Annotated in this window: 18 protein-coding genes and 5 tRNA genes; 13 read left to right on the top strand and 10 right to left on the bottom strand. The window is 70.3% G+C overall.

Annotated features, from left to right (window positions below):
- Positions 1-140: 140 nt before the first annotated feature.
- The 4 genes from AB0412_RS31440 to AB0412_RS31455 form a co-directional block, all read right to left on the bottom strand.
- Positions 141-213, bottom strand: a tRNA-Lys gene (locus tag AB0412_RS31440).
- Between the two features lie 152 nt (positions 214-365).
- Positions 366-2,525, bottom strand: a complete 2,160-nt coding sequence (locus tag AB0412_RS31445; RefSeq protein WP_366405999.1) for a DEAD/DEAH box helicase — start codon at positions 2,523-2,525, stop codon at positions 366-368.
- Positions 2,526-2,795: 270 nt separating this feature from the next.
- Positions 2,796-3,332, bottom strand: coding sequence for a hypothetical protein (locus AB0412_RS31450; protein WP_366406000.1), 537 nt, complete (start codon positions 3,330-3,332; stop codon positions 2,796-2,798).
- A 74-nt stretch (positions 3,333-3,406) separates the two neighbouring features.
- Entirely contained in the window at positions 3,407-3,757 is a 351-nt protein-coding gene (locus tag AB0412_RS31455; protein WP_366406001.1) for a metallopeptidase family protein, read from the bottom strand.
- A gap of 84 nt (positions 3,758-3,841) precedes the next feature.
- Here AB0412_RS31455 and AB0412_RS31460 point away from each other — a divergent pair, with 84 nt between their 5' ends.
- From AB0412_RS31460 to AB0412_RS31495, 8 genes are all read left to right on the top strand, one after another.
- Positions 3,842-5,407 carry a metallophosphoesterase gene (locus tag AB0412_RS31460; protein WP_366406002.1) on the top strand — a complete coding sequence of 522 codons (1,566 nt, stop codon included), beginning with the start codon at positions 3,842-3,844 and terminating at the stop codon, positions 5,405-5,407.
- 80 nt (positions 5,408-5,487) lie between these two features.
- Positions 5,488-5,560 (top strand) — tRNA-Glu (locus tag AB0412_RS31465).
- Positions 5,561-5,597: 37 nt separating this feature from the next.
- A tRNA-Asp gene (locus tag AB0412_RS31470) sits at positions 5,598-5,672 on the top strand.
- A gap of 24 nt (positions 5,673-5,696) precedes the next feature.
- Positions 5,697-5,770, top strand: a tRNA-Phe gene (locus AB0412_RS31475).
- Between the two features lie 169 nt (positions 5,771-5,939).
- Positions 5,940-6,881 carry a hypothetical protein gene (locus tag AB0412_RS31480; protein ID WP_366406003.1) on the top strand — a complete coding sequence of 314 codons (942 nt, stop codon included), beginning with the start codon at positions 5,940-5,942 and terminating at the stop codon, positions 6,879-6,881.
- A 90-nt stretch (positions 6,882-6,971) separates the two neighbouring features.
- Positions 6,972-10,916 carry an ATP-dependent RNA helicase HrpA gene (gene hrpA, locus AB0412_RS31485; RefSeq protein ID WP_366406004.1) on the top strand — a complete coding sequence of 1,315 codons (3,945 nt, stop codon included), beginning with the start codon at positions 6,972-6,974 and terminating at the stop codon, positions 10,914-10,916.
- Between the two features lie 93 nt (positions 10,917-11,009).
- Positions 11,010-11,084: transfer RNA gene (locus AB0412_RS31490), tRNA-Asp, on the top strand.
- A 275-nt stretch (positions 11,085-11,359) separates the two neighbouring features.
- Entirely contained in the window at positions 11,360-11,539 is a 180-nt protein-coding gene (locus AB0412_RS31495; RefSeq protein ID WP_366406005.1) for a DUF6274 family protein, read from the top strand.
- A gap of 370 nt (positions 11,540-11,909) precedes the next feature.
- Here AB0412_RS31495 and bldC read toward each other — a convergent pair whose 3' ends face one another.
- Positions 11,910-12,116 (bottom strand): developmental transcriptional regulator BldC, encoded by a 207-nt coding sequence (gene bldC / locus AB0412_RS31500; RefSeq protein WP_003949541.1) that lies wholly within the window; start codon positions 12,114-12,116, stop codon positions 11,910-11,912.
- A 518-nt stretch (positions 12,117-12,634) separates the two neighbouring features.
- Entirely contained in the window at positions 12,635-13,477 is an 843-nt protein-coding gene (locus AB0412_RS31505) for a hypothetical protein (protein ID WP_366406006.1), read from the bottom strand.
- Positions 13,478-13,749: 272 nt separating this feature from the next.
- On the opposite strand from AB0412_RS31505, the gene AB0412_RS31510 reads away from it, so the two are divergent.
- Both AB0412_RS31510 and AB0412_RS31515 read left to right on the top strand, forming a co-directional pair.
- The gene (locus AB0412_RS31510) at positions 13,750-14,838 is read left to right on the top strand and encodes a Glu/Leu/Phe/Val dehydrogenase dimerization domain-containing protein (protein ID WP_366406007.1); all 1,089 of its coding nucleotides are present in this window, start codon (positions 13,750-13,752) and stop codon (positions 14,836-14,838) included.
- 313 nt (positions 14,839-15,151) lie between these two features.
- Positions 15,152-15,400, top strand: coding sequence for a DUF3073 domain-containing protein (locus AB0412_RS31515; protein ID WP_366406008.1), 249 nt, complete (start codon positions 15,152-15,154; stop codon positions 15,398-15,400).
- 91 nt (positions 15,401-15,491) lie between these two features.
- Here AB0412_RS31515 and purM read toward each other — a convergent pair whose 3' ends face one another.
- The 4 genes from purM to AB0412_RS31535 all read right to left on the bottom strand — a co-directional run bounded on the left by purM (position 15,492) and on the right by AB0412_RS31535 (position 19,835).
- Positions 15,492-16,571 (bottom strand): phosphoribosylformylglycinamidine cyclo-ligase, encoded by a 1,080-nt coding sequence (gene purM, locus AB0412_RS31520; protein WP_366406009.1) that lies wholly within the window; start codon positions 16,569-16,571, stop codon positions 15,492-15,494.
- A gap of 38 nt (positions 16,572-16,609) precedes the next feature.
- Positions 16,610-18,136 (bottom strand): amidophosphoribosyltransferase, encoded by a 1,527-nt coding sequence (gene purF, locus AB0412_RS31525; protein WP_366406010.1) that lies wholly within the window; start codon positions 18,134-18,136, stop codon positions 16,610-16,612.
- Between the two features lie 62 nt (positions 18,137-18,198).
- Entirely contained in the window at positions 18,199-18,987 is a 789-nt protein-coding gene (locus AB0412_RS31530; RefSeq protein ID WP_366406011.1) for an META domain-containing protein, read from the bottom strand.
- A 50-nt stretch (positions 18,988-19,037) separates the two neighbouring features.
- Complete coding sequence (locus tag AB0412_RS31535; RefSeq protein ID WP_366406012.1) at positions 19,038-19,835, bottom strand: sterol carrier family protein; 798 nt, start codon at positions 19,833-19,835, stop codon at positions 19,038-19,040.
- A 585-nt stretch (positions 19,836-20,420) separates the two neighbouring features.
- Between AB0412_RS31535 and AB0412_RS31540 the strand changes: the two genes are divergently transcribed.
- The 3 genes from AB0412_RS31540 (at position 20,421) to AB0412_RS31550 (ending at position 21,395) form a co-directional block, all read left to right on the top strand.
- Positions 20,421-20,864: a hypothetical protein gene (locus tag AB0412_RS31540; RefSeq protein WP_366406013.1), complete on the top strand. Its 444-nt coding sequence runs from the start codon at positions 20,421-20,423 to the stop codon at positions 20,862-20,864.
- 118 nt (positions 20,865-20,982) lie between these two features.
- Entirely contained in the window at positions 20,983-21,174 is a 192-nt protein-coding gene (locus tag AB0412_RS31545; RefSeq protein ID WP_366406014.1) for a hypothetical protein, read from the top strand.
- Positions 21,175-21,203: 29 nt separating this feature from the next.
- Positions 21,204-21,395, top strand: a complete 192-nt coding sequence (locus AB0412_RS31550; protein WP_366406015.1) for a hypothetical protein — start codon at positions 21,204-21,206, stop codon at positions 21,393-21,395.
- Positions 21,396-21,613 lie beyond the last annotated feature (218 nt).

A 21,613-nucleotide genomic window follows, 5' to 3' on the forward strand; every position in this document is an offset into this window, starting at 1 on the left:
CCTGACGCCACTCCAGCGCGGCCGGGAGCGGGGAGGCCCTGCTGAGCCGCGGCCCGTACGACGCAGCGGCGCCCGAGCCGACCGAAGCCGGCTCGGGCGCCGCACCGATGGCCGAAGGGCATTCCCCCGACCGTCGTCCGTAGGCCCTGTGGGACTCGAACCCACAACCAATGGATTAAAAGTCCACTGCTCTGCCAATTGAGCTAAGGGCCCTCGGCGATGTTGCCTCCCCGAGCATAGCCCGACGTGGCCGCGTCGCCGATCGGGTATCGGGGGTGGGAGCGTCGAGGTGTCCTCCAGGAGTGCGGAAGGGCCCGCACGACGGGTGTCGTGCGGGCCCTTCCGGTCAGTTCTGCTCGCCGGTGTCAGCCGTTGCGCTTCCAGCGCGGCTTGTCCTCGCGACGCCCGAAGGAGCCGCCGCCGCGGTGGTCGTCACGACGGCCGTACGGGCGGTCGTGGGACGGACGGTCGTGGCCGCCGGAGCGGAAGCCCGGACGGTCGCCCTGGCGGTCGCGGTTGAACGGACGGTCGCTGCCACGGTGGCCGCCGCGCTCGTCCCGGCGGAAGCCGCCACGGTCACGGTCGCGGTTGAACCCGCCCCGGTCGTCCCGGCGTTCGAAGGAACGGCCACCACGGTCGCCCCGGTCACCCCGGTCGTCACGGCGGAACCCGCCGCGGTCGCCGCGCTCACCGCGGTCGCCCCGGTCGTCCCGGCGGAAGCCGCCACGGTCGCCGCGCTCACCGCGGTCGTCGCGACGGAAGCCGCCACGGTCACGGTCACGGTCGAAGGAGCGCCCGCCCCGGTCACCGCGGTCGTCACGGCGGAAGCCGCCACGGTCCCGGTCACGGTCGCGGTCACGGTCGCGGTTGAACCCGCCCCGGTCGTCCCGGCGTTCGAAGGAACGTCCGCCACGGTCGCCCCGGTCGTCACGCCGCTCGCGCCGCTCGTACGGCGCGCCCGCGGACTCCGTGCGCTCCACGTCCCGCGCGGTCGGCTGCTCCGGCAGCGAGACCTCGGCCTCGGCCGCTTCGGCGAGCGCCGCCTGCGGGTCGTCGCCGCGCTCCCGGGCCGCCCGCGCGATCAGCCGGTCGGCCTCCTCGCGCAGCTCGGTCGCCCGGCGCTGCGCCCGCTCCAGCTCCTTGGTGAGCTGGGCGACCTCGCGCTCCGCCTGCTGCGCGGCGTTGCCCGCCGACTCGGCCTGCACCTCGGTCATCGACCGGGCGCCGGTGATCTCGGCGACCTCCGGGTCGAAGGCGGCGCCGCCCTGGATGATGTGACGCGTGGCATCGACGCCCGCGTCCTCCATCAGCCGGAAGATCTGGCGCCGCTGGTGCGGCAGCGAGAGGGACACCACGGTGCCGGTGCGGCCCGCACGCGCGGTACGGCCCGCGCGGTGCAGGTAGTCCTTGTGGTCGCCGGCCGGGTCGACGTTCAGGACCAGGTCGATGCCGTCGACGTGGATGCCGCGCGCCGCGACGTCGGTGGCGACCAGGACGTTGACGTACCCGTCCTTGAAGTCGGCCAGCGTCCGGGTCCGCGCGCCCTGGGTCATGCCGCCGTGCAGCGCGTCGGCCTTCACGCCCGCCTCGCGCAGCTGGTCGGCGACGCGGTCGGCGCCGAGCTGGGTGCGGACGAAGATGATGGTGCGGCCCTTGCGGGAGGCGATGGCCGCGGTGACCGGCGCCTTGTCCTTGGGCTTCACCACGAGGATGTGGTGCGACATGGTCGTCACCGCGCCCTGCGCCGCGTCCACCTCGTGCGTGGCCGGGTGGTCGAGGTACCGGTCGACGAGGGTCTTGATCTCGTTCTCCATGGTGGCGGAGAAGAGCATGCGCTGGCCGCCCGCCGGGACCTGGTCCAGCAGCTCCGTCACCTCGGGCAGGAAGCCCAGGTCGGACATCTGGTCGGCCTCGTCGAGAACGGTGATCTCCACGTTCTCCAGCGAGCAGGCGCCGCGGTTGATGATGTCGCGCAGCCGGCCGGGGGTGGCGACGAGGATGTCGACGCCGCGCTCCAGGGCGTAGATCTGGTTGCCCATCGACGTGCCGCCGCAGACGACCTTCATCCTCAGGCCGAGGACGTCGCCGTACGGCTGGAGCGCGTCGGCGACCTGCATGGCGAGCTCACGCGTCGGCGTCAGGATGACGGCGCGCGGCTTGTGCTTCTCGGTCCGGCCGCCGGCCAGCGTGGCCAGGGTCGGCAGACCGAAGGAGAGGGTCTTGCCGGAGCCGGTGCGGCCCCGGCCGAGGATGTCCTTGCCGGCCAGGGCGTCCGGGATGGTCGCGGCCTGGATCGGGAAGGGGGTGGTCACGCCGTTCTGCGCGAGCTTGCGCACGACGCCCTCGGGGAGACCGAGATCGGCGAAGGTGACCTCGGGGGCAGCCTCGGGGGTGGTGTCGGTGTCCGAGACGTTGCCGATGTTCTCGGCGTTGTCGACGTTGTCGACGTTCTCGACGTTCTCGACGTTGTCGATGCTGTCGGCGTTCTCGGGCACGACGACGTGATCAGTACTGGCGATGGGCATACGAATGCGAAACCTTCCGGAGTCTCTTCGGCACGCGCCCGTCAACTCCGTGATTCGCGATTCGCAATACGACCGCCTCGATGCGGTCCACCACGGCAAGGGAGAGAGTACGCGCCACACGGCGCGCTCTGCAGTGGCGCCGGGCAAATAGGATCAAACGATCTGCCACCATACGCACCCTGGGGCCCCGAAAGCAAACCGGGCCGTCGTCCAGGTGCGCAACCGCAGGTCAGCGCGGTGGAGCAGCGATCGAACCGAACTGTATCCCGTCTAGGCCGGCGCCCCCGCCTCCGGCGCCGGCTCCCGCTGCGCCAACTGGGTCTGGGGTGGCTCGTGCGCCGAGGAGGACGGCTCGGCGACCGTGGGCTGCGGCGAGGCGGACGGCTCGGGCGGGGTCGGCGTGGGCTGCGGGTCGGGCGTCCGGGTGGGCTCCGGCGGCACGGGCCGGTCGTCGGGGGTCGGCTTCGCGGGCCTGCCCGGCTTGCCGCCGGCCGGCCGGGACCGGCTCGCCCCCGGCGACGGCGACGCCCCGGAATCCGCGGACTTCCCCGACCCCTTCTTGCCGCCCTTGCCCTTCTTCCCCGTGCGCTTGCCGTCCGCGCGCTCGCCCTCGGCCGCCGCGGCCCCGTACCCGGCGCCGTCGCCCGGCACGGCCGCCCCGTCCGGCGCCTCACCCCCCGGCCTCGCGGAGTGCGACGGCTTCGCGCGCCCGCCCGGCCCGTCCTCACCGACGCTCATACAGCCGGCGGCAGCGGCGACGGCCACGACCGTGGCGGCCAGGCGGACGGGTACGAGCTTGGGGCGCACGGGGGCCACCTCCGATGGGAGTAGCGAGTCGACATGCCCAACTCCCGCCGCCCGCAAGAGGACACGCCAGTGACCTATCCGTAGCCCAGGGCGTGCAGCCGCGCGTCGTCGATCCCGAAGTGATGCGCGATCTCGTGCACCACCGTGATCTCCGTCTCCGCGACGACGTCCTCCCGGGACTCGCACATCCGCAGCGTCGGCCCCCGGAAAATGGTGATCCGGTCCGGCAGCACACCGGCGTACCACTCGCCCCGCTCGGTCAGCGGAGTCCCCTCGTACACCCCCAGCAGCTCGGGATCGTCCGTCGGCGGCTCGTCCTCGACGAACACCGCGACGTTGTCCATCAGTCGCGTCAGCTCCGGCGGGATCCGGTCGAGCGCTTCCGCGACCAGCTCCTCGAACTCCTCGCGCGTCATCTCCAGCACAGAGCCATTGTCGGGTACGACCCGTCCGTACGAGTCCGGCGCGGCGCCCGCATATCCGGCGGTCCGCTTGGGCATACGGGATCAATGGCCCGCGTCCCCGCCGCCGTCATGAACGTCCTGCACCGCATCCGACGAGTCCCCCGCCACCTCACCCGCCGCCACCGCTCCCACCGGCCCGCCCCCGAGACGATCGCGCTCGCGTCCCCGCCGAACCCCTGGGTGCGTGCCCTCGGCCTGATCGTCGTGGTCGTCGTGGGCGCCTGGCTGGGCCTGCTCATCGTGGGCAACGTACGGGTCCCCGTCGGCCCCATGAACACCACGATGACCCTGCGGCCCTCCCTCACCGGCGGCACGAAGATCAACGTCTCGCCGCTGGGCGCCCTCGAACTGGACAGCCACATCGCCCCGGTCCGCCTGGACGTCAACGTCGACCAGCTCGACCCGGACCGCTCCCAGGCCCTCGTCGACCACCCCGAGCGCCTCTCCGGCCTCCAGGACGAGGTCACCCGGGACGTCGCCCACGGCACCGCCGATCTGGCCGTACGCTCCTGCGTCGCCGTCGTCACCGGCGCCACCGCCCTCGGTCTCGCCGTCTACCGGCGCCCCCGCCGCGCCCTGGCCGCCGGCGGGCTGGCCCTCGCCGTACTCGCCGCGTCGGGCGGCACCGCGTACGCCACCTGGAACCCGGACTCCGTCCTGGAACCGAAGTTCTCCGGCCTGCTCTCCTCGGCCCCGTCCCTGGTCGGCAACGCCCGCAGCATCGTCACCGAGTTCGACGTCTACCAGGAGGAACTCGCGCGCCTGGTCACCAACGTGACCAAGCTCTACGACGCCACCTCCACGCTCCCCGCCTACCAGCCCGACCCGACCACCATCCGGGTGCTGCACGTCTCCGACATCCATCTCAACCCGGCCAGCTGGAAGATCATCGCCTCGCTGGTGGACCAGTACAAGGTCGACGTGATCGTCGACACCGGCGACACCATGGACCACGGCACCGCGGCCGAGAACGGCTTCCTCGACCCCATCGAGGACCTCGGGGCCCCCTACGTCTGGGTCCGCGGCAACCACGACTCACTCGTCACCCAGCGCTATCTCGAGGACCTGAAGAACGTCCACGTCCTCGACGACGGCCGCGCGAAGACGGTCGCGGGCCTGCGCTTCGCGGGCATCGGCGATCCCCAGTTCACGCCCGACCGGTCCAAGAAGCCCGGGGCCGAGCAGTCCCAGGAGCTGGCCGGCGCCCGCCTCGCCTCCGCCCTGCGCGACCAGCGGGCGGCGGGCACGCCGGCGGACGTGGCCCTGGCACACGAACCGTCCGCCGCCCGCGAGGTCGACGGCACGGTCCCCCTGGTCCTGGCCGGGCACCTCCACCACGAGGACACCGAGGTCATGAAGTACGGCACCCGGCTGCGCGTCGAGGGCTCCACCGGAGGAAGCGGCCTGCGCGCGATCGAGGGCGAGCACCCCGACCCGATCGAGACGTCGATCCTCTACTTCGACCGCGACACCCGCCGCCTCCAGGCCTGGGACTCCATCGAACTCGGCGGCCTCGGCCTGACGACGGCGGAGGTCAGCCGCCACCTCCCGAAGGAGAACCAGCCCGGCGCGACCCCCTCGCCGAAGTCCCCGTCCCCGACCTCCTCGTAAACCGTTTTGGCGAACCCTCCCGCCATCCCATATGCTTCTCACGTCCCCGACGCGCTGAGAAGCGCCCAGGCGGGCCGATAGCCCTCATCGTCTAGCGGCCTAGGACGCCGCCCTTTCAAGGCGGTAGCACGGGTTCGAATCCCGTTGGGGGCACGCACCACCCTGTGCGACACTGTCGTACGACACGCTTGGTCCTGTGGAGCAGTTTGGAGTGCTCGCCACCCTGTCAAGGTGGAGGCCGCGGGTTCAAATCCCGTCAGGACCGCTGGTGTTTCACGTGAAACATCGCGGCTGGGTAGCTCAGTTGGTACGAGCGTCCGCCTGAAAAGCGGAAGGTCGCCGGTTCGACCCCGGCCCCAGCCACCGCAGCCCGTCAGGGCAGACACCCCCGTCGAGATCATCGGCGGGGGTTTCGCGTTCCCCCGGTCGTCCCGGGCCTCCCGTGCGCGGGCCCGGTGATGTTTCTTGATCCCTTCGCGCTCTTGAAGTGGGAGTCGGGCAGGCCGACTTCCGGTTCTCGGGGAGGGAACACGTGCGTTTCAGACATGCCGTCGGTGCCGTAGGACTGGCGATCGCGATCACACTGCCGACGGCCGGGGCCGCCGTGGCCGACGGGGCCGTCGGGGCGGGACGGCTCACCGCCACGGACTACTCCTCGGGCGCGGCGGCCCTGGTCGCCATGAACCCGGCGAGCGGAGCGGTCACCGGTACGTTCGCCCGGGACGCCGAGGACGGCGTCCTGTCCCCCGGCGGCTCCCAGGCGGCGTACATCGACCGCCGGGACAGCTGCATCCCGCAGCCGGAGGGCGGCTGCGTCTACGCCCGTGACCTGGTCGTCGCCGACGCGGACGGCAGTGACCCGCGCGTCCTCGTGCCGGGCGTCCAGCCCGAGACCGGCGAGGCCCCGTACGTGGGGCACCCCGACTGGTCGCCCGACGGGCGGCACATCCTCTACGACAGCCCGCGCGGCCTGGAGTGGGTCGGCGCCGACGGCACCGGCGGCGAGCTGCTCACCCGCGGCCGGCTCGGCACCTTCTCGCCCGACGGCCGCACCATCGCCTTCGTGCGCACCACCGCGTACCCGACCGAGGACGGCTACGAGTACGGCACCGACCTCCACGTCCTCGACACCGTGACCCGCGAGGAACGCCAGGTCACCACCCGCCGGGACATCAGTTCCACCGCCCCCGACTGGTCCCCCGACGGCACCCGCCTCGTCTACGCCACCCAGTACGGCCTGCACAGCGTCGACGTGACGACCGGCGCCACCACCGAGCTCAGCGGTGGCTGGCAGGTCCCGCTCTCCGGGTTCCGCAACCCGGTGTACTCGCCCGACGGCGGCCGGATCGCCTTCCAGGCGTACGACGGCACGACCGAGGGCACGCGCGTCTACACCGTCGAGGCCGGTGACGGCGGCGACCTCGAGCTGCTCACGGACCGGCCCGCAAACCTCACCGACTGGACGGCCCGCTAGTCCTCGCCCCGGGGCGTCCGTGCCCAGGCCGGACGCCCCGGGCAAAACCGTTCGCCACGCGATTCCCGGGGATGAGATCCTGGATCGCGTATGTCTACGCAATCCGCCCCCGCCCTCGGCAGCCTCGCCCCGCGCCTGACCGAGCTGTCCCTGCGTGACGCGCACCGCCTCGGCAGGCGGCTGGAGGGCGCGCGCAAGATCCGTAAGCCGGAGGCCCGCGCCGCCGTGCTCGCCGAGATCGAGGCGGAGGTCGGCAGGGCCGAGGAGCGGATGGCCGCGCGGCGTGCCCGGGTGCCCGAGGTCACCTATCCCGAGCAGCTGCCCGTCAGCCAGAAGAAGGACGCGATCGCCGAGGCCATCCGCGACCACCAGGTCGTGATCGTGGCCGGCGAGACGGGCTCCGGGAAGACCACGCAGATCCCCAAGATCTGCATGGAGCTCGGCCGGGGCGTGCGCGGCATGATCGGGCACACCCAGCCCCGCCGTATCGCCGCCCGTACCGTCGCCGAGCGCGTGGCCGAGGAGCTGCGCACCCCGCTCGGGGAGGCCGTCGGCTGGAAGGTGCGCTTCACCGATCAGGTGAACCCGGACGCCACCTTCATCAAGCTGATGACCGACGGCATCCTGCTCGCCGAGATCCAGACCGACCGCGAGCTGCGCGCCTACGACACGATCATCATCGACGAGGCCCACGAGCGGTCCCTGAACATCGACTTCCTGCTGGGCTATCTCGCCCAGCTGCTGCCGAAGCGGCCGGACCTCAAGGTCGTCATCACCTCGGCGACCATCGACCCGGAGCGCTTCTCCCGGCACTTCGGCGACGCGCCGATCATCGAGGTCAGCGGCCGGACGTATCCCGTGGAGGTGCGCTACCGCCCGCTCCTCGAGGAGGACTCCGACGACGCCGACCGCGACCAGATCACCGCGATCACCGATGCCGTCGAGGAGCTGATGGCGGAGGGACCCGGCGACATCCTGGTGTTCCTCTCCGGCGAGCGGGAGATCCGCGACACGGCGGACGCGCTCACGAAGAAGCAGTACAGGTTCACCGAGGTGCTGCCGCTGTACGCCCGGCTGTCGCACGCCGAGCAGCATCGCGTCTTCCAGCCGCACAGCGGGCGCCGGATCGTCCTGGCGACCAACGTCGCCGAGACCTCCCTCACCGTCCCGGGCATCAAGTACGTCGTCGACCCCGGCTTCGCCCGTATCTCCCGCTACAGCCATCGCACGAAGGTGCAGCGCCTGCCGATCGAGCCGATCTCGCAGGCCAGCGCCAACCAGCGCAAGGGCCGCTGCGGCCGTACGTCCGACGGCATCTGCATCCGCCTGTACTCCGAGGACGACTTCCTCGCCCGCCCGGAGTTCACGGACGCGGAGATCCTCCGGACGAACCTCGCCTCCGTCATCCTGCAGATGACCGCGGCCGGCCTCGGCGACATCGAGAAGTTCCCGTTCATCGACCCGCCGGACCACCGCAACATCCGCGACGGTGTGCAGCTGCTGCAGGAGCTCGGCGCGCTGGACCCGGCGCAGAAGGATCCCCGCAAGCGGCTCACCGAGACCGGCCGCAAGCTGGCGCAGCTGCCCGTGGACCCGCGCCTGGCCCGCATGGTGCTGGAGGCCGACAAGAACGGCTGTGTCCGCGAGGTGATGGTGATAGCCGCCGCGCTGTCCATCCAGGACCCGCGCGAGCGCCCCGCCGACAAGCAGACCCAGGCGGACCAGCAGCACGCCCGCTTCAAGGACGAGACCAGCGACTTCCTCGCCTACCTCAACCTGTGGCGGTACATCCGCGAGCAGCAGAAGGAGCGCGGCTCCAGCTCGTTCCGCCGCATGTGCAAGCAGGAGTATCTGAACTTCCTGCGGATCCGTGAGTGGCAGGACATCTACACCCAGCTGCGCACGGTCGCCAAGCAGATGGGCATCCACCTCAACGAGGACGACGCCCCCGCCGACCGCATCCACGTGTCCCTCCTCGCCGGTCTGCTGTCGCACATCGGCATGAAGGACGTGAAGGACGGCAACAAGAACGAGTACCTGGGCGCGCGCAACGCCAAGTTCGCGATCTTCCCCGGCTCGGCCCTCTTCAAGAAGCAGCCGCGGTTCGTCATGTCCGCCGAACTGGTGGAGACCAGCCGCCTGTGGGCCCGGGTCAACGCGAAGATCGAGCCGGAGTGGGTCGAGCCCCTCGCCGGGCATCTGCTGAAGCGCACCTACAGCGAGCCGCACTGGGAGAAGGACCAGGCGGCCGTGATGGCGTACGAGAAGGTCACGCTGTACGGCGTGCCGATCGTCGCCCAGCGGAAGGTGAACTACGGGCGGATCGACCCGGAGGTCTCCCGCGAGCTGTTCATCCGCAACGCCCTGGTCGAGGGCGACTGGCGGACGCACCACAAGTTCTTCGCCGACAACCGCAAGCTGCTCAGCGAGGTCGAGGAGCTGGAGCACCGGGCCCGGCGCCGGGACATCGTCGTCGACGACGAGACGCTGTTCGACTTCTACGACCAGCGGATCCCCGAACACGTCGTCTCCGGCGCGCACTTCGACTCGTGGTGGAAGCGCAAGCGGCACGAGCAGCCGGACTTCCTGGACTTCGAGCGGGAAATGCTGATCCGGGAGTCGGCGGAGGCGGTCACCAAGGCCGACTACCCGGACACCTGGCGGCAGGGCCCGCTGAAGTTCAAGGTGACCTACCAGTTCGAGCCGGGTGCGGACGCGGACGGTGTGACGGTCCACATCCCGCTCCACGTCCTCAACCAGGTCACGGACGAGGGCTTCGACTGGCAGATCCCGGGCCTGCGCGAAGAGGTCGTCACGGAGCTGATCCGCTCGCTGCCGAAGCCGATCCGCCGCAACTACGTTCCCGCCCCGAACTACGCGAAGGCGTTCCTGGAGCGGGCGGTGCCCCTCCAGGAGCCGCTGACCACGACGATGGCGCGCGAGCTGAAGCGCATGGTCGGTGTGCCGTTCGAGGCGGACGACTTCGACTGGTCGAAGGTCCCCGACCACCTCAAGATCACGTTCCGGATCGTCGACGAGCGCCGGCGCAAACTGGCCGAGGACAAGGATCTCGAGGCGCTGAAGCTGAAGCTGAAGCCGAAGGCGCGCAAGGCCATCTCCCAGGCGGCGGCCGCGACCGCCGAGCGGCAGGGCGGCGAGTCCCTGGAGCGCAAGGGCCTCACCGACTGGACGATCGGCACGCTCACCCGCGTCTTCGAGACGCGCCGCGCCGGCCAGCCGGTGAAGGCGTACCCGGCGCTGGTGGACGACGGCGACACGGTCTCCGTACGTCTCTTCGACACCGAGGAGGAGCAGGCCGAGGCGATGTGGAAGGGCACGCGCCGGCTGATCCTGCGCAACATCCCGGTCAATCCGGCGAAGTTCGCGTCCGAGAAGCTGACGAACCCCCAGAAGCTCGCCCTGTCCGCGAATCCGCACGGCTCGATCCAAGCGCTGTTCGACGACTGCGCGACGGCCGCGGCGGACAAGCTCATCGCGGACTTCGGCGGGCCGGTGTGGGACGAGGAGTCGTACCGGAAGCTCTACGACAAGGTCCGCGCGGAGATCGTCGACACGACGGTCCGTACGGTCGGCCAGGTGCAGCAGGTGCTGGCCGCCTGGCAGGCGTGTGAGCGCCGTCTGAAGGCCGTACGCAGCCCTGCGCTGCTGCGGAACCTCCAGGACGTACGCCGGCAGCTGGACGGGCTGGTGAAGCCGGGCTTCGTCACCGAGGCGGGGCTGCGCCGGCTCCCGGACCTGATGCGGTACCTGGTCGCCGCGGACCGTCGCCTCCAGCAGATGCCGACGAACGTCCAGCGGGACACGACGCGCATGGAGAAGGTCCACGAGATGCAGGACGAGTACGCGTGGCTGCTGGAGCAGATGCCGCAGGGGCGTCCGGTGCCGCAGCGGGTCCTGGACGTCCGCTGGATGATCGAGGAGCTCCGGGTCAGCTACTTCGCCCACGCGCTGGGCACGGCGTACCCGGTGTCGGACAAGCGGATCGTGAAGGCGATCGACGCGCTGGCGCCGTGACGAAGCCGGTACGCAGGGTGAGTTCGACCCGGGGGCTCCCGTCCTGTACAGTCTCTTCTCGCAGCGCAACGCACGAATCGCACTGCGAAACCTGGTCCTGTGGAGCAGTTTGGAGTGCTCGCCACCCTGTCAAGGTGGAGGCCGCGGGTTCAAATCCCGTCAGGACCGCTTTTCTGTGAGAAGCCCGGGTCTTCGGACCCGGGCTTCTTCGTGTGCCGGGTTCTTCGTGTCCCGGCTTCTTCGTGTCCGGCGGTTCCCAGCCCGGCTCGCCCACGAGGCTGCCCCTGAGCGCCACCTGAGCCTTCGTGCCTTCGTGAGCCCTCTGTGCTCCTGTGCGGCCCCTCCAGCGGCCTCTGCGGCTTCTCCGGCCGTCTTGACGGCTTCCGGCTCCCCCAGTACGCCAGAAGGGGGCCGCTTCCCGGCGGCCCCCTCGGAGGTGGCGTATGGCGGCATCGGGTAGGCATCGGGCGCGGGCGCTGCTGCGGGCGCATCTGGCGGCTGCTGCGTCGTATCGGCATCTCACTCGCCACTGCCCGATCTGTCACCGCCTGCTGCGGCTGGCCATGGAGTCCGGTCCCCGCCCCGAGGAGAGCGAGGGTGCCGCCAACGCCCGCTCCCTCTAGCGCATATGCCACAGGCTCAACAAGCCGACCGGTGTGTGACGGGTGTCACCGCATGAGTTTGGGGAACTGCGGCACTTAACCCCCTCCTACAACTCGTCAATTTAATATGTGCAATTGCACTGTCCTCACAGGCCCCCACAAGCCCGCGCACAACCCCAGCCCGGACGCCCGGCCGGCGCACAAAAAAGATCGCGCTGGACCCGGCGGAGTCCAGCGCGATCGACGACGCACCCTTGTTCAGTTGCTTACGAAGCTCTGATCGGCTTGGGCGAGGGGCCTGTTGGGGCAGGCCCCGCGTCGCTTGGAGCTAAGGGTTCTGGGCACCTCGGCGGGTTGGGGGACCAGCCGGTTTGCCCGGATATTCAGTTGTTCAGGCCTCGCTGCGCTGCTGCGGGATGCCCGCGAGCAGAGCGCGGACCTCGGCCTCGCGGTAGCGGCGATGCCCGCCGAGCGTGCGGATCGACGTGAGCTTGCCGGCCTTCGCCCAGCGCGTGACCGTCTTCGGGTCGACGCGGAACATGGTGGCGACCTCAGCCGGGGTCAGCAGCGGCTCGGCATCAGGGGTGCGAGCGGTCATGAGCGGCCTCCTCGGGAGAACCGAACCTTCTCGGTTCTTTCCTCTAAATTCTGCACCTTGACCCGCGTTGCCCGAAATGGCGGACGCGAGTCGAGTCGGTTATAGGACGAACGGCTTGTCCTCGGCACTACAACTACACCATCTGTCCAGCGGCGTCGGCCAAACCGACGGAATTGCCCTCCCAGGTGTTCATCAGCCGCGGAAGCCGATGGACCATGCCATAGCGGACAGTCACGCCGCTGTGACGATCAGTCACAGGACGATCAGGAGTCACCAGACCCCCCAAAGCGTGCAATGCTGAGATTCCGCCCACAATGGAGCACAGCAGGACGGAGGAGCCCTCCCCGGACTCCTTGTCCTATTTTGGCATGAGGAGGGGCAAGCGACGCAAGGGCCGCGTACGTGCGGTCCGTCACGCTTGTCCGTTGTCTGATGCGTGTTGACGCAGCCTCAGGGCGAAGACGAAACCCCAAGAAGGGCGTTTGGTCAAACGCCAGTTCGCGCTCGGACGGTCACGCTCAGTTCGCGGACCGCAGATCCCGCACCGCCCGCCACCGCTCCACGAGCCGCCCGTACGCCGCCCCCGCGGTCTCCCCGTCGCCGACGCGCAGCGCCGCGATCCCCTCCGCCACGTCCGCCGCGGAGTGGTCGTCCTCCAGCGCGCCGGGCGGCAGGGCGTGCACCAGGCCGCCGTAGTCGAGCTCGACGAACGAGCGCGGGTGGAACTCCTCCAGCCAGCGCCCCACGTCCACCAGACCGTCGATCAGCGGCCCCTCGTCCATCGCGTTCTTCAGCGCGCGCAGCCCCCGCGCCACCCGGCGCCGCGCCTCGACCATCGGCGTGCGGTAGCGCAGCACCGGCGCCTCGTCGGCGGAGCCCTTGTCGTATTCGCGCTCCTCGTCGGTGAACAGCACGAACCAGTTGATCGGCACCTGCCAGGTCGCCGTGCGGATCCACGGCCGCGCGTCGGGGTTGTCGGCCAGCCAGCGCTCGTAGTCCTGGGCCGCCTGCCGGCGTACGACCGGGGGCAGCAGGGCGTCCAGCACCGGCAGCGGGAAGTCCTCGGCCAGCTCGCCCAGGGCCTGCCAGCCGCGCAGCCGGGTGCGCCAGGGACAGACGCAGACCACGCCGTCGACCTCCAGCACGAACGCGTCGTCGCTCTCGTGCACCGGCACGGCGACCGGCGGGGTGGGGACCAGTCCGGCCAGGGCGCGGCGCAGTTCGTCCTGGTAGGAGGGGCGGTCGGGACGGCGGGCGTAACGCGCCCAGTGGCCGCGCTCCGGCTCGGGGAAGGCGGCCAGCGGTTCGTAGACGCGCAGGTAGGTCGCGTAGGGGACGATCACCGAGGACACCTTGGGCACGCCTGCTCCCTCCCCCGCACACCCCCGTGAAAACCTCCGGGGCCCCCGGCCGGGACACGCGCGGCCCCGCGCGGACATGCGGGAAATCCATGCAAATCGTCGCACGGGGGTACTCCGGTCGGAGGTGATCCTGAACACGCTGCCGCCGTCGGGCCCGACAGGCTCTAATCTCATGCTCAACAGTCCCCGCCACCCTCCCCCTATGCCAAAAGCACGGGGGGACCCCCAGGGAACTGTCCTCACCCGCCGCTACTTACTCAGGAGTCACCACAGTGACCGACGTATCTGACGGCGTCCTGCACACCCTGTTCCGGTCGGACCAGGGAGGCCATGAGCAAGTCGTGCTCTGTCAGGACCGTGCCAGCGGCCTCAAGGCCGTCATCGCCATCCACTCCACCGCGCTGGGCCCCGCCCTCGGCGGTACGCGCTTCTACCCGTACGCCTCCGAGGAGGAGGCCGTCGCCGACGCGCTGAACCTCGCCCGCGGGATGTCGTACAAGAACGCCATGGCCGGTCTCGACCACGGCGGCGGCAAGGCCGTGATCATCGGCGACCCGGAGCGGGACAAGACCGAGGAGCTGCTGCTCGCCTACGGGCGGTTCGTGGCCTCCCTCGGCGGCCGGTACGTCACCGCCTGCGACGTCGGCACCTACGTCGCCGACATGGACGTCGTGGCGCGCGAGTGCCGCTGGACCACCGGACGCTCCCCGGAGAACGGCGGCGCGGGCGACTCCTCCGTGCTCACCGCCTTCGGCGTCTACCAGGGCATGCGGGCCTCCGCCCAGCACCTGTGGGGCGACCCGTCGCTGCGTGACCGCAAGGTCGGCATCGCGGGTGTCGGCAAGGTCGGTCACCACCTGGTGGAGCACCTGCGGGCCGAGGGCGCCGAGGTCGTCATCACCGACGTCCGCGAGGACGCCGTGCGCCGGATCCTCGACCGGCACCCCGTGGGCGTCAGCGCCGTCGCCGACACCGAGGCGCTGATCCGCACCGAGGGCCTGGACATCTACGCCCCGTGCGCGCTCGGCGGTGCGCTGAACGACGACAGCGTGCCGGTGCTGACCGCCAAGGTGGTCTGCGGCGCCGCCAACAACCAGCTCGCCCACCCGGGTGTGGAGAAGGACCTCGCGGACCGCGGGATCCTCTACGCCCCGGACTACGTGGTGAACGCCGGCGGTGTCATCCAGGTCGCCGACGAGCTGCACGGCTTCGACTTCGACCGGTGCAAGGCGAAGGCGTCGAAGATCTTCGACACCACGCTGGCCATATTCGCACGTGCGAAGGCAGACGGGATTCCGCCGGCTGCCGCGGCCGACCGGATCGCCGAGCAGCGGATGGCGGAGGCGCGCCCGGTGCGCTGAGCCGAGCGGTCCGTCGCGCGAGCGCGGTTCGCACGTTTGACCGGTACCCGCCGGTGGGCAGTTAGAGAGAACTCTCACTTCTCCCGGCGGGTCGCCCGCCGATAAGTGGTTAAAATCGCGGTTGACCAGCGAGGACGGGGCGCCTCGAAGGTCCTGGGCACGGGCACGTCCTGCGGGCGACGTACCGTATGGGCGCGGGCTCAGGTACCGTGGAAGCCCTACGGACCGGCCTCTCCACGGAGAGTCCGTTCCGGACCATGAACGCGTGTCAGACTCTGGGGCCGTCGAGCCCCGTCGTTGAGGGGGTCGAGCCATGGGGCGCGGCCGGGCCAAGGCCAAGCAGACGAAGGTCGCCCGCCAGCTGAAGTACAACAGCGGTGGGACGGACCTCGCACGCCTGGCCGAGGAGCTGGGCGCATCGACGTCGAACCAGTCGCCTAACGGCGACCATTTCGAGGACGATGAGCACGACGACGACCTGTACGCCAAGTACGCCGACCTCTACGAGGACGACGAGGAGGACGAGGACGACCCGTCCTCGCAGCAGCGTCGCGGCGCTTGACCTTGTACTGAGCATCAACCCGGTCGATGACCCAGGTCACCGACCGGGTTTAGTGCTGCCCGCCGTTCCCCGCGCGGGCAGCACCCGATGATCAGTTGGCGTAGTCACCCACGAGGGCCGCGCCCGTCGTGTGCTCGCCGCGCTCGGTGATCTCGCCGGCCACCCAGGCGTCCACGCCGCGGTCGGCCAGCGTCGCCAGCGCCACGTCGGCGGACTCCTCCGGCACGATCGCGATCATGCCGACGCCCATGTTCAGGGTCTTCTCCAGCTCCAGCCGCTCGACCGAACCGGTCCGGCCGACCAGGTCGAAGACGGGGGCCGGGGTCCAGGTGGAGCGGTCGACGACCGCGTGCAGGCCGTCCGGGATCACGCGGGCCAGGTTGGCCGCGAGCCCGCCGCCGGTGACGTGGCTGAAGGCGTGCACCTCGGTGGTGCGCATCAGCGCCAGGCAGTCCAGCGAGTAGATCTTGGTCGGCTCCAGCAGCTCCTCGCCGAGGGTGCGGCCGAAGTCCTCGATCCGCGCGTCCAGGGCGAGTCCGGCCCGGTCCAGCAGCACGTGCCGGACGAGGGAGTACCCGTTCGAGTGAAGCCCGGAGGACGCCATGGCGATCACCGCGTCACCCGTACGGATGCGATCCGCGCCGAGTAGCCGGTCGGCCTCCACGACGCCCGTACCGGCGCCGGCGACGTCGAAGTCGTCCGGACCCAGCAGGCCGGGGTGTTCGGCCGTCTCACCGCCGACCAGGGCGCAGCCGGCCAGCACACAGCCCTCGGCGATGCCCTTGACGATGGCGGCGACGCGCTCGGGGTGGACCTTGCCGACGCAGATGTAGTCGGTCATGAACAGCGGCTCGGCGCCGCACACCACGATGTCGTCCATGACCATGGCGACCAGGTCGTGGCCGATAGTGTCGTACACGCCCATCTGCCGGGCGACGTCGACCTTGGTGCCGACGCCGTCCGTGGCGGAGGCCAGCAGGGGGCGCTCGTAGCGCTTGAGGGCGGAGGCGTCGAAGAGACCGGCGAAGCCGCCGAGGCCGCCGAGGACCTCGGGGCGCTGCGTCTTCTTCACCCACTCCTTCATCAGCTCGACCGCGCGGTCGCCCGCTTCGATGTCGACGCCTGCAGCCGCGTAGGACGCACCGGAAGCACCGGTAGATGTCTCAGACATTGCCTGGGATCTTTCGGGTTGGTGAAACGTACGAGGCTTTACGGGCGGCGGATCGCGTCGGCCGCGGCCGTGGCGGCCGGACCGGCGGCCAGCTCCGTCTCCAGCAGCTGCTTGCCGAGCAGCTCCGGGTCGGGCAGGTCCATCGGGTACTCGCCGTCGAAGCAGGCGCGGCACAGGTTCGGCTTGGCGATGGTGGTCGCCTCGATCATGCCGTCGAGGGAGATGTACGCCAGCGAGTCGGCGCCCAGCGAGGTGCCGATCTCCTCGATCGTCATGCCGTTGGCGATGAGCTCGGCGCGGGTGGCGAAGTCGATGCCGAAGAAGCAGGGCCACTTCACGGGCGGCGAGGAGATCCGGATGTGGACCTCGGCGGCGCCCGCCTCGCGCAGCATGCGGACCAGGGCGCGCTGGGTGTTGCCGCGCACGATCGAGTCGTCGACGACGACCAGGCGCTTGCCCTTGATGACTTCCTTGAGCGGGTTCAGCTTCAGGCGGATGCCGAGCTGCCGGATCGTCTGCGAGGGCTGGATGAACGTACGTCCGACGTACGCGTTCTTCACCAGGCCCGCGCCGAAGGGGATGCCGGAGGCCTCCGCGTAGCCGATGGCGGCCGGGGTGCCGGATTCCGGGGTCGGTATGACCAGGTCGGCCTCGACCGGGGACTCCTTGGCGAGGCGGCGGCCCATCTCCACGCGGGAGAGGTACACGTTCCGGCCGGCGATGTCGGTGTCCGGGCGGGCCAGGTACACGTACTCGAAGACACAGCCCTTGGGCTTCGCTTCCGCGAATCGGGAGGTGCGCAGACCGTTCTCGTCGATGGCGACGAACTCGCCCGGCTCGATCTCGCGGACGTAAGCGGCGCCGCAGATGTCGAGGGCGGCGGACTCGGAGGCGACCACCCAGCCGCGCTCCAGGCGGCCGAGGACCAGCGGGCGGATGCCCTGCGGGTCGCGGGCCGCGTACAGGGTGTGCTCGTCCATGAAGACGAGGCTGAAGGCACCCTTGACCTGCGGGAGGACCACGTGTGCGGCCTGCTCCACGGTCACCGGCTCGCCGTCGGCGGCGCGCTGGCCGGCCAGCAGGGCGGTGATCAGGTCGGTGTCGTTGGTGGCGGCGACCTTCGGGGCGCGGCCGTTCTCCTTGGGCAGCTCGGCGACCATCTCGGCGAGTTCGGCCGTGTTGACCAGGTTGCCGTTGTGGCCGAGCGCGATGGATCCGTGCGCGGTGGCGCGGAACGTCGGCTGGGCGTTCTCCCACACGGAGGCGCCGGTGGTCGAGTAGCGGGCGTGACCGACCGCGATGTGACCCTGGAGCGAACCGAGCGAGGTCTCGTCGAAGACCTGGGAGACCAGGCCCATGTCCTTGAAGACGAGGATCTGGGAGCCGTTGCTGACCGCGATTCCCGCGGATTCCTGACCCCGATGCTGGAGGGCGTAGAGCCCGAAGTACGTGAGCTTGGCGACCTCTTCGCCCGGAGCCCAGACACCGAAGACGCCGCAAGCGTCCTGGGGGCCCTTCTCGCCGGGGAGCAGGTCGTGGTTGAGTCGTCCGTCACCACGTGGCACGTCTCCGAGTGTAGGCGAGGCCGACCACTGGTCCGAATTGGGGATTCGGGGTCAGGAGTGGATCACTGCGCGGCAAGAGCCCGGACACTCGTCCCGTTTTCGCTGGTCAGCGTCAGCGTTCGATGATCGATGCGGTACTCGACCGTGCCGTCGAACAGCTTCATCAGCGTCCGCTCGCCGGCCATGAGTGAGTCTTCGCACATCATTCGGGTCGCAGCCGGGGCGCCCAGGGTGATACGGCCGTCGCGCACCGTGGCCCTCGCGTTCACCTCGTTGCAGCCGAGGCTGCCGGAGACGGTGCCCTTGTCCTTGTCGAAGGTGAGGTGGGCGCGGCTGCCGGTGGCGGGGGTGGTGACGGTCCACTTGGTGCCGTGCAGCGGGGCGTCCTCGCTCCTGGTGAGGCGGACGGTGGCGCCGTCGTCGGTGGTGAGGGTCAGGCGGTCGTCGTTCACCTCGGCCTTCAGGGCGTCGCCGTCGGTGAGGGTGCGGGCGAGGGTGTTCTCGAAGGCCATGGGTTTGTCGTCGCAGGCCATCTCGGTCGACATGGCGTCGCTGAGGCGGATGCGGTCGCCGTCGACGTCGGTGCGTGCGCTGAAGGTGTTGCAGCCGTAGCTGCCCTCGGACCGTCCGCCGTCGTCGAGGGTCACGTGCGCGTCGGAGGGCGCGCGGTGGGTGGTGCCGTCGACGGTGACGCTGTCGACGCTCCAGCGGATGCCGGTGAGGGGCGCCGCGGGCTCGGCGGAGCTGCTGCCGCCGGCCTTCTCGGTGCCGCACGCCGCCGCGAGCGGGACGAGCGCGGCGACGGCCGCCGTGAGGATCGTGCGCTGCGTGTGCCGCTTCTGCCTGTACATGCCGGTTCGACGGAGCGGCGGAGCGGCTGGTTCCCCTCCCTCGGCGCGGATCAGCTCAGCAGCGGCAGCAGCGCGCCGAGGTCGGCACGCTCCCCGCTGGCGCTGGCCTGCGCTTCGGACACCGCGTCCGCCCAGGTGGTCCGGCCGGTGGCCAGCCGGATCCAGGTCAGCGGGTCGGTCTCCACGACGTTCGGCGGGGTGCCGCGGGTGTGCCTCGGCCCCTCGATGCACTGCACCACCGCGTACGGCGGGATCCGCACCTCCGTCGAGCCGCCGGGTGCCTTCGCGGCGAGCGCGTCGGCCAGCAGCCGGGTGCAGGCGGCGAGCGCCTGGCGGTCCTGCGGGATGTCGAGGCCGGGCACGGCGGCGTTGAGGTCGTCGGTGTGGACGACCAGCTCGACGGTGCGGGTGACGAGGTAGTCGGCCAGGGTCATGGCGCCGGTGCGGGCGGCGAGGAGCCGGTCGCCGGGCGCGTGGGCCAGGCTCTGCGCGAGGCGTTCCTCGGTGCGGGCGTAGAGCGCGTCGAGGTCGGGGTTCGCGGCGGCCAGGCCGCGGGTGCCGTCGGCGATGTCGCCGGCGCGGCCGGCGGTGGCGAAGGGCCAGTCCAGCAGGGCCAGCTCCGCCTCGGCGGGCTCCTCGCGCTCGAGGTTGCGGCTGACCGTCTCCACCGCCATGGTCACGTGCGCGGCCAGCTCGCGGACCGTCCAGTCGCCGAGCCGGGTGGGCAGGGCGAGCTGCTCCTCGGTGAGGGTGCTGACGGCCGACCGTACGTTCCCGAACTGGGCCAGGACGGCGGCGCGGATCTTGGCGGGGTCGTAGGAGCGGGTGCGCTTCTTGGCCGGTGGCATGGCGGCAGCGTAGGGGATCTCGGCGGCACACAAGTGGAGTATTGACCTCCATTTCACCGGCCGGACAACGTGAATCGTTCATTCCGGCGCCGCGATAGCGCCATTGGCCAAATTCTGACACGGCCCGGGCGCCATCGAAGAGTTGACCGAAATGACAGCTTCGCCCCGTTGCACAGGGGAAAGAAGCGTGGTAGCCGGGCGCCGCAAATGCCGCAATCCCGGCACGGAGCCCCGTCCAAAGTGGTGGGCAACAGACAGTAAAACCCAGACAAAGTCAGTCAAGGGCTCATTGTCCGTCATTATTGACAAGGCGCATTCCCGAGGTGGCCGAATAATTGCGCAGACCAGATCCTTCGACAGAACAGCCCTTGCTCCGCAGTTCTTCCTGTCGCAAGGATTGCCACGTGGCAACACGCTCCGAACGGGGAAGGAGACGGGGGAATCAGACCGCCCTTGTCAGGTCCTTCGAGAATCACCAAGGACATCAGGGCAGTTTCTTTTCGCACGGACACATCCGTGCACAGTCTTTCGCCTTGCAGGCCTCTTCATCATCTTCACGCCTGTGCTGACTCAGAGGAGTCGACGATGACCATTCGGCTGGGCGGTCGCGCCCTGTGCGCGGCGGCCGCCGTCTGCGCGACCGTGACGGCAGCGAGTCCCGCGGCGGCCGGTGCCTCCGCTACGGCGGCCGTCGACTGGTCGGCCGGCCACGGCACGTCCGTCGCCACCGGCACACGATGGACCGAGCGGAGCAGCACCGGATTCGGCTCCGCGCTCGTCGTGCGAGGAGAGCTGCGGAACTCCGGTACGCAGTGCTACTCGGTCTGGGTCCGGTGGACGTACGACTTCGTCCCGGGGCCGTACCGCAAGCACGCCACACAGTGCGGTACCGGCACGACCGCCGTGGACGTCCGGCTCGACCCCTACCGGCCCACGACGACAGGCCAGTTGACGGTCTGCCGCGGCAGCGCGGACACCTCCGACTGCGGGCCCGCCATCTCTCTGACCTCCTGGCCCGTCGGCGGCTGAGCAACCGGCGCGCCCTTCCACAGACTTGCCCGGCGGCTTCCGCCGGGCATGCCCGGATGCCTTCCGCGATCCGGGGTGAAGCACCACAAGGAGCACGTAAGCAGACAGGAGACACACAGTGGAGCAGAAGATCTCCGCGTTCATGAACGAGCTGGACCTCGGGCCGCTCGAGAGCGGTTACCAGGACGACTCCGGCCTGCAGGTCCTGGCCACTCCGGCCGCCGTCGCGACCTGCTGGTACATCGCCGGCGGCGTGGCCGGCGCCGGTGCCGTGGTCGGCGCCTACGTGGCCGGCCGCAACGAAGGCTGAATCGGTTCGTCATCCCTGAAGGAGATGGAATGAGCAAGATCGTCGAGAGCGTCGCCGCCATCACGCCGGCGGAGCTGACGGACGAGACGCACGGTGAGTTCGGCGCGATGATGCCCGTTCAGGCCACCCCGGGTCTGGTCGCGTTCGGCGTCGGTTTCGCCGGCGGAGCGGGGGTCGCCTGGGTCACCGTCCAGGCGTACGAGGCGGGTGCCAACGACTGACCACAGGCCCCGACTGACGACCACCTGCTGATCAGCACCGCGGGTTTCCCGTAGCTCCCAGCGGGAGGCACCGGAACGCTGTCGGGCCGCGCCGGAATCGCGGCCCGACAGCCTTCCCAGCCTACTGGCGGCAGGTTCAACACAAAGGAAAAGCCGGGTATGATGCGAATAAAGAAGATCGCCTCTTCGCTGTTCTCGCCCGTCCCGATATCCCGGGA

The sequence above is a fragment of the Streptomyces sp. NPDC052012 genome (genome assembly GCF_040689265.1).
Lineage (GTDB): Bacteria > Actinomycetota > Actinomycetes > Streptomycetales > Streptomycetaceae > Streptomyces.

Excerpts from the sequence above, each read along its gene's own strand:
- AB0412_RS31445 (WP_366405999.1), bottom strand. The coding sequence starts at position 2,525 with ATGCCCATCGCCAGTACTGATCACGTCGTCGTGCCCGAGAACGCCGAC.
- AB0412_RS31460 (WP_366406002.1), top strand. The coding sequence starts at position 3,842 with ATGGCCCGCGTCCCCGCCGCCGTCATGAACGTCCTGCACCGCATCCGA.
- hrpA (WP_366406004.1), top strand. The coding sequence starts at position 6,972 with ATGTCTACGCAATCCGCCCCCGCCCTCGGCAGCCTCGCCCCGCGCCTG.
- AB0412_RS31495 (WP_366406005.1), top strand. The coding sequence starts at position 11,360 with ATGGCGGCATCGGGTAGGCATCGGGCGCGGGCGCTGCTGCGGGCGCAT.
- bldC (WP_003949541.1), bottom strand. The coding sequence starts at position 12,116 with ATGACCGCTCGCACCCCTGATGCCGAGCCGCTGCTGACCCCGGCTGAG.
- AB0412_RS31515 (WP_366406008.1), top strand. The coding sequence starts at position 15,152 with ATGGGGCGCGGCCGGGCCAAGGCCAAGCAGACGAAGGTCGCCCGCCAG.
- purM (WP_366406009.1), bottom strand. The coding sequence starts at position 16,571 with ATGTCTGAGACATCTACCGGTGCTTCCGGTGCGTCCTACGCGGCTGCA.
- AB0412_RS31530 (WP_366406011.1), bottom strand. The coding sequence starts at position 18,987 with ATGTACAGGCAGAAGCGGCACACGCAGCGCACGATCCTCACGGCGGCC.
- AB0412_RS31535 (WP_366406012.1), bottom strand. The coding sequence starts at position 19,835 with ATGCCACCGGCCAAGAAGCGCACCCGCTCCTACGACCCCGCCAAGATC.
- AB0412_RS31540 (WP_366406013.1), top strand. The coding sequence starts at position 20,421 with ATGACCATTCGGCTGGGCGGTCGCGCCCTGTGCGCGGCGGCCGCCGTC.
- AB0412_RS31550 (WP_366406015.1), top strand. The coding sequence starts at position 21,204 with ATGAGCAAGATCGTCGAGAGCGTCGCCGCCATCACGCCGGCGGAGCTG.